11 protein-coding genes are annotated in these 11,786 nt (G+C 44.8%); 9 read left to right on the top strand and 2 right to left on the bottom strand.

Annotated elements, in window-relative coordinates:
* Nucleotides 1–177: 177 nt before the first annotated feature.
* The 6 genes from H6F44_RS13595 (at nt 178) to H6F44_RS13570 (ending at nt 7,772) form a co-directional block, all read left to right on the top strand.
* Entirely contained in the window at nt 178–513 is a 336-nt protein-coding gene (locus H6F44_RS13595) for a CU044_2847 family protein (RefSeq protein WP_190351565.1), read from the top strand.
* A gap of 14 nt (nt 514–527) precedes the next feature.
* On the top strand, nt 528–2,342 hold the full coding sequence (locus tag H6F44_RS13590; RefSeq protein ID WP_190351564.1) for a VMAP-C domain-containing protein: 1,815 nt from the start codon (nt 528–530) through the stop codon (nt 2,340–2,342).
* A gap of 3 nt (nt 2,343–2,345) precedes the next feature.
* On the top strand, nt 2,346–3,347 hold the full coding sequence (locus tag H6F44_RS13585; protein WP_190351563.1) for an AAA family ATPase: 1,002 nt from the start codon (nt 2,346–2,348) through the stop codon (nt 3,345–3,347).
* A gap of 15 nt (nt 3,348–3,362) precedes the next feature.
* Nucleotides 3,363–5,954 carry a formylglycine-generating enzyme family protein gene (locus tag H6F44_RS23205; RefSeq protein ID WP_242016568.1) on the top strand — a complete coding sequence of 864 codons (2,592 nt, stop codon included), beginning with the start codon at nt 3,363–3,365 and terminating at the stop codon, nt 5,952–5,954.
* Nucleotides 5,955–6,284: 330 nt separating this feature from the next.
* Nucleotides 6,285–6,671, top strand: coding sequence for an endonuclease domain-containing protein (locus tag H6F44_RS13575; protein ID WP_322096223.1), 387 nt, complete (start codon nt 6,285–6,287; stop codon nt 6,669–6,671).
* A gap of 222 nt (nt 6,672–6,893) precedes the next feature.
* Nucleotides 6,894–7,772: a formylglycine-generating enzyme family protein gene (locus tag H6F44_RS13570; RefSeq protein WP_190351562.1), complete on the top strand. Its 879-nt coding sequence runs from the start codon at nt 6,894–6,896 to the stop codon at nt 7,770–7,772.
* Here the strand turns inward: H6F44_RS13570 and H6F44_RS13565 are convergent.
* Nucleotides 7,744–7,992 carry a hypothetical protein gene (locus tag H6F44_RS13565; RefSeq protein WP_190351561.1) on the bottom strand — a complete coding sequence of 83 codons (249 nt, stop codon included), beginning with the start codon at nt 7,990–7,992 and terminating at the stop codon, nt 7,744–7,746. The two genes, H6F44_RS13570 and H6F44_RS13565, sit on opposite strands and share 29 nt — an antisense overlap.
* A 217-nt stretch (nt 7,993–8,209) precedes the next feature.
* Between H6F44_RS13565 and H6F44_RS13560 the strand changes: the two genes are divergently transcribed.
* From H6F44_RS13560 to H6F44_RS13550, 3 genes are read left to right on the top strand one after another with little or no spacing between them, the layout of a single operon-like run.
* Nucleotides 8,210–9,754 carry an AAA-like domain-containing protein gene (locus tag H6F44_RS13560; protein WP_190351560.1) on the top strand — a complete coding sequence of 515 codons (1,545 nt, stop codon included), beginning with the start codon at nt 8,210–8,212 and terminating at the stop codon, nt 9,752–9,754.
* A gap of 12 nt (nt 9,755–9,766) precedes the next feature.
* The gene (locus H6F44_RS13555) at nt 9,767–10,114 is read left to right on the top strand and encodes a phage integrase N-terminal SAM-like domain-containing protein (protein WP_190351559.1); all 348 of its coding nucleotides are present in this window, start codon (nt 9,767–9,769) and stop codon (nt 10,112–10,114) included.
* 6 nt (nt 10,115–10,120) lie between these two features.
* The gene (locus H6F44_RS13550; RefSeq protein ID WP_190351558.1) at nt 10,121–10,708 is read left to right on the top strand and encodes a tyrosine-type recombinase/integrase; all 588 of its coding nucleotides are present in this window, start codon (nt 10,121–10,123) and stop codon (nt 10,706–10,708) included.
* A 292-nt stretch (nt 10,709–11,000) separates the two neighbouring features.
* Here H6F44_RS13550 and H6F44_RS13545 read toward each other — a convergent pair whose 3' ends face one another.
* A complete protein-coding gene (locus H6F44_RS13545; RefSeq protein ID WP_190351557.1) occupies nt 11,001–11,714 on the bottom strand; it encodes a histidine phosphatase family protein in 714 nt (237 codons plus the stop codon).
* Between the last annotated feature and the right edge of the window lie 72 nt (nt 11,715–11,786).

The raw sequence follows: 11,786 nt of genomic DNA, 5'->3' as shown, positions 1-11,786 counted from the left end.
TTGTTCGTCCATTTCGCGGTATCCATAAAAAGTATCTGCATCTCTATGTAGCCATGTTTGAGTGGGCTTACAATTTACGTTGGATTGATTTTGACTTCCTCCGCCGTCTTCTTGTCCCTCCTTTCACCTATTTACCCACATGAGCGAGTTATTTAGTTAATCGGGTAGGCAAACGCTATGGACAAGAAAGCGATCGCTGAGTTTACGTTAGCAGACGGGACAAAAGTATACTTCGAGGTACCTAAGCCCTCTAGCGATAGCGCGACCGTAGAAGTAGGCATTGGCGATAAAGTCTATGCGGTCGCAGAGGGCGCGGCAGGGAGCTTTGAAAAAGCCTTAGATATGGTTAAGCCAGTGGCAAATGCCGTAATCTCTAAAATAAGGGATGGATTAACTACTCCTGTCGATGAGGTAGAAGTTAAATTTGGCTTTACGTTAAGTGTTGAAGCAGGTGTAATTTTTTCATCGGTCGGTGGAGAAGCCAGTTTTGAAGTCACCTTAAAATGGAAATAATAGGCAGTCAATAAATGTCTGAATCTGAAAGAATATTGAGACATCCAGACAAGGCTTACAGATCTGCGATCGCTCAATGCTTGGGGGCAAGCAAGAAACACAAAGGTACTGGTTTTCGTGTAGGTCTGGACTACATACTTACCTGCGCTCACGTTGTAAAGCAATGTTTGGGCATCACTAAAAAAACTGAGGATGTCTCAAGTACCGAGGTGACGGGAAAAACTATGGAAATTGTTTTTCCAGCAGATCCGAAGTCTTTCCTAGCAGTTGAAGTTGTTCCTGAACTGTGGCGTTTTGGTGGTGAGGATATTGCGGTACTGAAACTGAGCCAATCCGTGTCAGACACAGTAACAATTCTTTCTCTTCTTTCTCTAAAACAAGGGCAAGAATTTTGGCATCACCAATTTCAAGTATTTGGTTTTCCTGAAGATAGATCGGATGGCAGATGGGCAAATGGAGAAATTCTTGGCGCACAACCTGAGTCTCGTAGAGTACAGCTTGAGGGAACCAAAAATGAGGGTCTAGGTATTCAAGAGGGATTTAGCGGCTCCCCAGTCTGGGATGAAGATCTAGGTGGCGTTGTAGGAATGGCAGTATCTAGGGATGAAGATGAAACTACTAAAATTGGATTCATGATTCCCTACGAGCGACTCAAGCCAATTTTGGAAGCGATCGCCCTATTCGACATCCTATTGCCTGAGCAAGCCAAACTAACTCCCCACTGGAAAAATGCCTATCAACTCCTTGAACCTTCCAATATTCACGAAACCTATCCAAAAACATTACAGGAAGCCATTCTCAAGGTTTTAGATATGCCCGATCGCCATGGATACCGAGCGATCGCCCTATTTGTTGGCTACTTTGCCCTGCAAGTGCTAGGACTAAACATACCGAAGATCCGCACATGGTTAGAGCAACAAAATATCAACGTTAGCGAACTATTACAAAATATTGGGCAGAGGCTCCCTCAACCTTCACAGCAGCAAGGTTCACCCCATTTGCTATTTTGTGTTGAGACCGATCACAATAGCGATCGCTTCAACGTCAGAGCCTATCTCATCAAAGATAGCCGCAACCCCACAGAGCAAATTCAAATCAAAGCCCCAGAAGAGATTCTCTTAAAATCTCCTGAGAACAAAGCCAGCTTTACACAACTCGAAGAAATTTTACAAAATTGCTTAGAAGAATGTGTTGAGTTAATTAACGATGCTAATCAGTCCGCAAATATGCGAGTAGAGATTTTTCTACCCATCGAAAAGCTGAAATTACAAGAGGTATATCACTGGACAGCCATTGCAAAATCTGAGTACGAGCCATATCCAGAGCCAGTTGCTTGTCGCTATCAACAGGTTTTGCGTCTCTCAGAAAGATTAAATCCCCAAATTTATAAACTCCAGATGCGTGACTCATGGACAACAAAATGGAATGCTTTCCAACAAATCCGATGTCAATCTCCCTGTACTGGTTTTGTTTCTGAAATGGATACTGATGGCAAATTGAGAACCATCAAAGACTTGAGTATCGCCTTACGCAAAAAAGAGTCAACAGGATTGATTCTGCACAGGATGCTGTCATCAATTACCGAGGATAATCCCTTGCCAATATTGATAGGTACTGGCATACCTATAGCAATTTGGTTAGATCCCGATTGCTTCAATAAAAATGATATTCTAAGCGCTTGTCCTCAAGATTTACCGAACACAGTTCAATCAAAACATGAAGCTGCTTATCATGCTGGTGAGTGTGGCGCTAATATTGGACTTGTTTGGGAAGATCCGCATCTAATTCCCTTTGTCTCTCAATCCAAACTCAAAATGGCAGGTAACTAAACTATGACTTCTGCAACTCCTCCAGACAAAGACTGGTTTATCTTTAAAGGCGATCGCCAAGTTCACGCAGAGGCGATCGCCGATAAATTACCCGATCCGCCTCGTTGGCGTGATTTTGCCAAGCAGCATGAGCAAGATACGGAGAAGCGCGTCACCAAAAAAGAACGTCGGGGAGCTACGTTTCATCCTAGTCAAGAAGAGTTAGAGATGGTTAATGCGGCATTGTATTTACGCAGACCACTATTGATAACGGGGAAGCCCGGCACAGGCAAAACCTCCCTAGCCTATGCTGTCGCCTATGAGCTAGACCTTGGCGAAGTCCTATATTGGCCGATCACCTCCCGTAGTACCCTCAAAGATGGGCTGTATAGTTACGATGCGATCGGGCGGATTCAGGATTTTCAACTACGCGGAAAAAAGGAAGATCGCATTGGTAAATACATTCGCTTAGGTGCATTGGGAACTGCTTTTATTCCTAGTGATAAGCCTCGTGTTTTGCTAATTGACGAAATTGATAAGAGTGACATCGATCTTCCCAATGACTTACTCCATATTTTTGAAGATGGCGAATTTACGATCCCTGAGTTAGAGCGTATTGATGGAGAAAAAACAATCGAGGTAAGGACAGCCGATCGCGATGAATTTGAGTCAGCCTATCAGCCCACATACCAAGTCCCTCAAGGTCGGATACGCTGCAAGCAATTTCCCTTAGTGATTTTGACCAGCAACAACGAGCGTGAATTTCTCCCTGCTTTTTTACGGCGCTGCCTGCGTTTAGATATCAAAGATCCTGACTTCGATCGCCTGAAGCTAATCGTCACCACACAATTTGGCGACGAAGAACTTGCTGCCGCAGCCAACCAGTTAATCAAAGACTTTGAAAAATTGCGCGATAGCGGCGAATTTATCACCTCAGATCAGTTACTCAATGCTGTGCAGATGATTGTCAAAGAAAAAGTGCCTGAAGGTATTCGCGATCGCCTCTTACGAGCCTTAGATAAATGAAGAGGTCGTTGCGCCATGACTGATACTTCTAGCTCAATTCCTCAATTTGCAAAGCTTCTCCAAAAAGAGTGGCAGGATCTTGATGGCGAAAATTTAGCAGATATCTTCTGGTTAGCCCGTCAAATTAGCCCATCACCAATCGCCAAGCCAATTGCTTCGACAACCCCAGATCCAGATGAGGTCAATGTTCGCACCAGTAATGAAATCATCGCGCCGCCGCCACCAGATCCCAATTCCAAAGTACCTATCGTTTTACCTCCCCCTCCTGAAAGCCAATCGCCACAAAGCTACAGCAATTCTTTACCCTTACAAATCCCTGCGGCAAATGCCCTGCGATCGCGATTAGCCCTTTCCCGTGCCTTGCGTCCATTAATGCAAAAAATGCCATCGCGAACCCAAACAGTTTTAGACGAAGAAGCCACAGCCATTCAAACCGCCGAACAAAATATCTGGTCGCCAGTAATGACTCCTGCGTCAGAACGCTGGTTTGACCTGACGATCGCGATCGAAGATAGCCCTTCCCTTAAAATCTGGACAGAAACGATCGCCGAATTAATCGAACTAGTCGAGCAGCAGGGCGCATTTCGGCAAATCCGCACTTGGCTCCTCACCCCCGAACTCAACATCTCTCCCAACTGGCAAGCCAAAACAGACAAGCGATCTCAGCATCCCAAGGCACTCAAAGTTCCTCACGGTAGGCAGATTATCTGGGTACTGAGCGACTGTACCTCTGACCTATGGCAGCAACCCGCCATTTATGACATCCTCCAAGATTGGGGCAAAGCCTCGCCGCTAGTGCTAGTGCAGCTATTTCCCGAACGCCTCTGGTCGAGAACGAGCCTAGGGGATGGGCGCTTGATGCGAATGTCTGCCAAATATGCGGGAGCAACTCAAGCAAAATTGAGTGAAGAGGCAAAGCCCATTTATCCGATACTTGCAGATCTAGACTACCAAAACTCCACCACCTCAACCATCATCTTACCCGCAATCAGCATCGAACCCGAACCGTTCAGACGTTGGGCAAAAGTTACCACAGGCAACCTCAACGCCAGCATCGTTGGCATTGAAATCAACTTAGCAAAATTATCAAGCCCATCCGAGTCTGCTCACGAATTATCCCTAACTGCCATTACCTCAGAAGCCCAAATCCAAGAGCGAGTCCAAAATTTTTGTCGTACTGCCTCAATTACTGCCCAGAGACTTGCCGCATACATGGCGGCTGTCCCCGTCAGCATCCCGATTGTGCATCTCATCCAAAAAACGCTCTTGCCAGAATCGCAACAGGTACATATCGCTGAAGTCTTCATGGGCGGAATTTTAGAGACTATTCCATTACCACCGCAATCACCTCCGCAGCCCCCACAATACCGCTTTGTGCAGGGTGTGCGGGAAGCCCTGATCGCCGCAGTGCCAATCTCTAAAACCATTCGCGTATTAGATACCGTTTCCGCCTATATTGCAGAGCGTCTGGGTAAGGGGGTAAAAAGCTTTCAGGCCCTAATTGCACTACTGCACGAATTAAAACCCGATGAACGTCAACAGGTGGAGAAGTTTGCGGAAATTGGACTCGATACATTGTCTCAATTGGGAAGTGAACATCGAGCGATGGCAGAGCGTCTCAGGCAATTTATTCAAAATCCGCCGCCGCCAGATCCAAAAGGTTTGCCCAAAATGCAACCTCACACTTTCCAGATTGCCCAAATCGAAATCGAGGAATTGGCGCGTTTTGACTTTAAGACTGCAAAAATTGCGCGAGATAAGAAGAATAGCAAAAATTGGCAAATCACCAAGTCGGCTGGCTATGGTTGGCAGCGTATAGAGGAGCTAGGTGATGTCAGGGTGGAAATGGTGGAAATCATAGGTGGGACATTTCTCATGGGCGCACCTAAAGATGAACCAGAATTTAATAAAGATGAAACACCACAGCATGAAGTGACAGTGAGCGATTTCTTCATAAGCAAATATCCCATCACCCAAGCCCAGTGGCGAGCCGTCGCCACCCAATTACCCCAAATCAAAATCGAGCTAACCCCTGAACCCTCAGAGTTTAAAGGTGACGACGATCTCCCCGTTGAGCAAGTCTCTTGGTTTGAGGCAGTCGAATTTTGCGATCGCCTCTCAGCCAAAACAGGACGTGAATATCGCCTACCCACCGAAGCCGAGTGGGAATATGCCTGTCGCGCAGGCACAACAACCCCATTTTATTTTGGCGAAACCATCTCTGCAAAACTTGCAAACTACGATTGGGACTACGCCTATAACAATGGACCAAAGGGAGGCGATCGCCAAACTTCTCAGACTAGTCCTGTAGGAAATTTCCCTGCCAATGCCTTTGGACTCTACGATATGCATGGAAATGTTTGGGAATGGTGTTTAGATACTTGGCATGGCAGTTATTCTGAAAAGCCCGAAGAACTAAAAAAAAGTGGCAATATTCCTTGGGTATCTGGCAATGAAAAAGAGGAAAGGCGGCTGTTGCGCGGCGGTTCTTGGGTCTTTAATCCTAGGCTTTGTCGCTCTGCCTATCGCAGCTCCAATCATCCGGGCGTTCGCAGCTACGATGTCGGTTTTCGCATTGTCAGTTGTCTCGCGAGGACTCTTCCCTAGCCCTTTGCCCTCTGTCCTCTTTTCTTTACCCTCCCCCTCGCCGTCAGGCGATCCAGTCCCCCCCTTTCTCAAGCTACTGTGTACACACAAGTTATTTGCTATAGCGTGAGTTACTAATGATCCCCCTCAATCCCCCTTAAAAAGTGGGAAGAAGAAAATTCTCCCCCCTTTTCAAGGGGGGCTGGGGGGGATTAAAACCTTCAAACGTAGCCAGAGAGATTTGTGTGTACATGGTAGGGGGGCTGGGGGGTATTCTTCATTTATCCTCTCCTAAATAGAGTAGAAAAAATACAATTATACAATTGGCATCAACATACAATTAACTGGTACTTGCAATTGATCCCAAATCTAAAACATGGTGACTTTTTTCTCCCCTACGATCCCAGACTTGTCGATTTTGCTCGTAACATGAGGAAAAATCCGACACCTGCCGAAAGAAAACTTTGGGGGTACTTGAGAACATTTCCATTTCGATTTTGGAGACAACGACCAATTGATCGCTTCATTGTCGATTTCTATTGCCCAAAGCTAAAATTAGTGATTGAAGTAGATGGTGAAAGTCATTATACTAACGAGGGAATAACCTCAGATTTGGAGAGAACTGCAATACTAGAAAGCTACGATCTACAAGTAGTTCGATTTCAGAACAGTGAGGTATTGCAATCTTTTGAAGAAATCTGTAAACAAATTGAAGCTTTTGTAACAATATCAATCTAGTCTTATCCCCCTAAATCCCCCTTACAAAGGGGGACTTTAATTTCCCCCCCTTCTCAAGGGGGGCTAGGGGGGATACTCCACCATTCCCAACTAAGGCAATTTATCCCCCTAAATCTCCCTTACAAAGGGGGACTTTGATATACTTCTCTCGCAACAATTGATACATTTCTCCAGAAACAAGATAAAATTTAAAAAATCCCTTCATCCATCTTCCTCTCTGAAATGACTGTTGCTCAAATTAAAAACCGCATCAATATTTCCTTCAGACAAGGAAAAACGCAATTTTATCCTGAAGACTTGGGCAATGGCACAATCCTCAAAATGGTTGCTATTCCCCAAGGCAGCTTTATCATGGGTTCTCCCGAAACTGAGCCAGATCGCCGCACCTCTGAATTCCCTCAACATAGCGTAACCCTTCAGAGTTTCTTTATGGGTATGTTTCCAGTTACCCAAGCCCAGTGGCGAGCCGTCGCCACCCAATTACCCCAAATCAACATCAAGCTAAACCCTGAACCCTCACGTTTCCAAGGTGATGAAAATCGCCCCGTCGAGCAAGTCTCTTGGTTTGAAGCTGTCGAATTTTGCGATCGGCTCTCAGTCAAAACAGGACGTGAATATCGCCTACCCACCGAAGCCGAATGGGAATATGCCTGTCGCGCAGGCACAACAACCCCCTTTCATTTCGGCGAAACGATCTCTACAGATCTAGCCAATTATCGCGGGACTGACGATGAAGATTTTAAGTGGTCGGGTTCCTGGCGCGGGAGCAAAGGCATCTATCGCCAAGAAACTACAGCCACAACATACTTCAAAACTGCCAATGCCTTTGGGCTATTTGATATGCATGGAAATGTTTTGGAATGGTGTTTAGATACTTGGCATGATAGCTATTCTGAAAAACCTGAAGAACTAAAAAAAAGTGGCAATATTCCTTGGGTATCTGGTGATGAAAGCAAGGAAAATCGGCTGTTGCGCGGCGGTTCTTGGCTCTATGATCCTAGGAATTGTCGCTCTGCCTATCGCTTCTACTTTCATCCGGGCGGTCGCGGCAGCAATGTCGGTTTTCGCATTGTCAGTTGTCTCGCGAGGACTCTTCCCTAGCACTTTGCTCTCTATCCCTTTTGCCCTCTGCACTTTTTTCTTTACCCTCCCCCTTCGCCGTCAGGCGATCAAATTTTTTCTGATATGCGTTATCTTGCAAAGATTCAGCACTAATCGCCCTCAATTCAGCACAAAAAATGTCCCATAGCGATCGCAAAGCTTGTGAATCAAAGATCGTACTCCCTCGCCCCATTCTAGCCAACCACAAACAAACTGCCATGCACAAGTAAAACCTCATAAACGCCAAAAAACGAGCAAAGACAGCTAACTTGTCATAGAAACATCTTAGGACAAATAATGATCATTTATATGCCATTAGATTTAAACGAATAAGTATTTATGCTTAGTACAGCTAACGTGTTTTCAAGGTTTCAGGGGTTTGCTTGGCGCGTTGCGTTATATTGAAGGGGTATCTGCTTTGTTAGTTAGTTGTCGTTATGCCCAAATGGTTTAATACTGCTGGTCCTTGTAAGCCTGACATTCATTACATGTTGTCAGCGACTGAGCGCTTGCCTGAAATCAAACAACTAATTGCTCAGGAAAATTATTTCGTAATTCATGCGCCAAGGCAGGTAGGTAAAACTACAGCAATGCTGGCACTTGCCCAAGAACTAACTGCTAGCGGTCAGTATACGGCGGTAATGCTATCGCTGGAAGTGGGAGCGGCTTTCTCGGATGATTTGGGAGCAGCCGAATTGGCTATTTTAGGCGAGTGGAAGCAATCGATACGGTTTCGTTTGCCCAAAGAGATGCAACCTAACGAGTGGTTAGATGCCGAAGCAGGAGCGAGAATTGGTACAAACTTGAGCAACTGGGCTGAACAATCATCTCGTCCATTAGTAGTCTTTCTGGATGAAATTGATGCTTTGAGCAACGAAACGTTAATTTCTGTATTAAGACAAATCCGATCTGGTTTTCCTAATCGTCCCCAAGGATTTCCGCAATCAGTTGCATTGGTGGGGATGCGTGATGTGCGTGATTATAAATATGCGTCAGGAGGGAGCGATCGGCTAAATACTTCTAGCCCTTTTAATATCAAAGTACGCTCCTTTACGTTAAGTAACTTTACCCTTGAGGATGTGAGAAATCTCTACCAGCAACATACAGATGCTACAGGACAGATATTTACACCAGAAGCGGTCGATTTAGCTTTTCATTTAACTCAGGGGCAACCTTGGTTGGTTAATGCGATCGCTAAGGAAATTGTGGAATATATTACGAAAGATCCATCTATTCCTATTACTGCTGATTTAGTGAATCAAGCTAAGGAAATACTGATTAAGAGGCAAGATACGCATCTGGATAGCCTTGCGGAAAGACTAAGAGAAGCTCGAGTCAGAGCAGTGATTCAGCCTATTCTCGCTGGGCAGGAACTGCCAGATGTACCACAGGATGATATTCGCTACGTTTTAGATTTAGGGCTTTGTACTAACGAAAATGGGTTGGCGATCGCTAATCCTATTTACCAGGAAGTGCTTCCTAGAGTACTTGCCTATGTAACAACTGCTTCGATTGGGTATCTTCAACCAATCTGGCTTAGTGAGCAAGGTGAATTTTTGCCCGATCGCTTGTTGGAAGCGTTCTTATTATTCTGGCGGCAGCATGGAGAGCCATTATTTAATAGTACGCCTTATCCAGAGATTGCGCCCCATATTGTATTGATGGCTTTTCTGCACCGTGTTGTTAATGGTGGTGGCACGTTGGAGAGGGAATATGCTATTGGTTCGGGAAGAATGGATATCTGTTTGCGCTATGGTAAGGTAACTTTGGCGATGGAGTTGAAAGTGTGGGCTGATAAAAAGCCCGATCCGATTAAGGAAGGGTTGCCTCAACTGGATAAATATTTATCAGGTTTGAGTTTGGATACAGGTTGGTTGGTGATTTTTGATCGCCGTAAGGATTTGCTGCCGCTAAGCGATCGCACGACTACTGAGAATGTCATTAGTCCCGCAGGGCGAGAAATAATTATAATTCGAGGCTAAAGACTAATTCCTATGTCAATACCAGAGCCAATTTTAGTTGTTTATGATGAACCGCTCAAAGCGATCGCCACTACAGATATACGTCAAGCAAGGGTTGATGAATTTTTAGCATCGAGGTCTTTGCAACCCAAGAGTCGTAAGGCTTATCAAGCGGACTTGCGAACACTTATGGATTGGTGCGATCTAGCTTGGGTGGATGTGAGTCGGCATAAGGTGACGCAGTTTAAAACTTTTTTGCTGAAGGAGCGTGAGTTGGCGTTGAGTTCGGTGAATCGGGTGCTGCGGACTCTGAAATCGTTTTATCGATGGATGTTGCTTTCAGAATATGTGGTTGCCGATCCGACCATTGGCATCCAGTAGGAGCGATTGCCAGATCCTGTGGCTAAGGATTTGGAGGAGGAGGAGGTGTTGCGGATTTATGAGGCGATCGCCCTTAGTAAAATGATGTTGCGCGATCGGGCTTTGTTTTCGGTGTTGTTGCATGGGTTGCGTGCGGAGGAAGTTTGTCTGCTGAATGTTGAGGATTATGTGAATGGGGAATTGGTGATTAAGGAGGCGAAGTGGGATAGTAAGGGGGAAGTGCCTTTGACGAAGTTGGGTATTCAGGATTTAGATGCTTATTTGGGTTGGAGGAGGGAGCAAGAAGGGGAATTATTGCCTGATACTGCTTTGTTTGTATCTTGTTCTAATCGCAGTCAGGGTAAGCGATTGACCTATTGGGGGATTCGTCATGTGATGGATGATTTGGCGGAGAAGACGGGGATTGATTTGCACTCGCATCGAGGACGACATACGTTTGCGACGAATTTGATTGTGAAGTATGAGTTAGATCCTTCTTTGGCGATGGAGTTGACTCGCCATCGTGATGTCAGGAGTTTTAGGCGCTATACCAATCGCAAGAATAAGATTGCGGCAAAACGAGCCTTTTTGAAAGCATCGGAGAGGTTGGATTAGACCTGTTATGGTATTAACTCTTAATCTAAAATATTGTCTGAAAACTACTTTGAGCATAGCTTTAAAGGTTATCTTGCAGGTTTTTACTTCTATCCTGTAGCAGCCATAAATTAGGCTGTCGGGGCTTTCGATTTGTCGAGGGAAGCTTGAAAACCCATACTTTGCAACAATATCGAGGTTTTTCATGTTAGCAATGATAATATGAAAACCTCGATATTATGGGATTCAGTTTGTTATTGTTAACTTTAACCTCGTTCAATAAAATAAGATCTGACTAATCCTGATGATTTGATTACATCGATTGCATCACAAAGTTCTTAATTCTGACTCTTGACATTCCTCGAATTCCCCAAGGATAGTCGATCGCATTCAGAGCAGTATTATGTTGTGGGACTTCCCAGAACTTTGAGAGATGAATTCCTGTAAGGCGACATAGTAGTAACCGATTGACTCCTTCATGGGCAACGATAAGAACATTACGAGATTTAGGTTGGGATTGGCTTTGAGTCAGAATATTGTACCATTCTGTCCAGACCCGATCGCTAGCTGATTGTAATGTCTCGCCCGAATAGTTTTGTAATCGATGGGGATTTTTGCGCCATAGGTTAAACTGTTCTGGATATTGGATTTTAATTTCATCTAAAGTCAAGCCTTGCCAATGCCCACGATAGATTTCGGCAAGAGCAGGACGAGTCTCTAGTGCAATGTTGTGGTGTTGCAAAATAATAGATGCAGTGTCTTTGGCACGAAGCAGCGAACTGGAGAAGGCTTGATGAATTGGTACATTTTTGAGGAATGTAGAAACGTTTTCTGCTTGTAGCTTGCCTTTATTGTTAAGTGGCACATCCGTTGAACCTTGAAGGCGATTTTGGTTATTCCAGTCTGTTTCACCATGTCGAACTAAAATAACGCGAAGTTTGACTGGCTTCACTAAGATTGATTGAACACTTTCGTCTGTGGGAGTAGATGTAGCTGATATGGAGTTAAAAAGGTTTAATCTAAGCATCACAAGCTTCTCCTAAAAAAATAATTTTGATTAGTTCTCAAAATTCCAATAATCTCTTTGAGAATCAATCAC

This window comes from Pseudanabaena cinerea FACHB-1277, assembly GCF_014696345.1.
In the GTDB taxonomy this organism is placed as follows: Bacteria; Cyanobacteriota; Cyanobacteriia; order Pseudanabaenales; family Pseudanabaenaceae; genus Pseudanabaena; species Pseudanabaena cinerea.
This window is presented reverse-complemented; position numbering and strand designations above follow the sequence as displayed.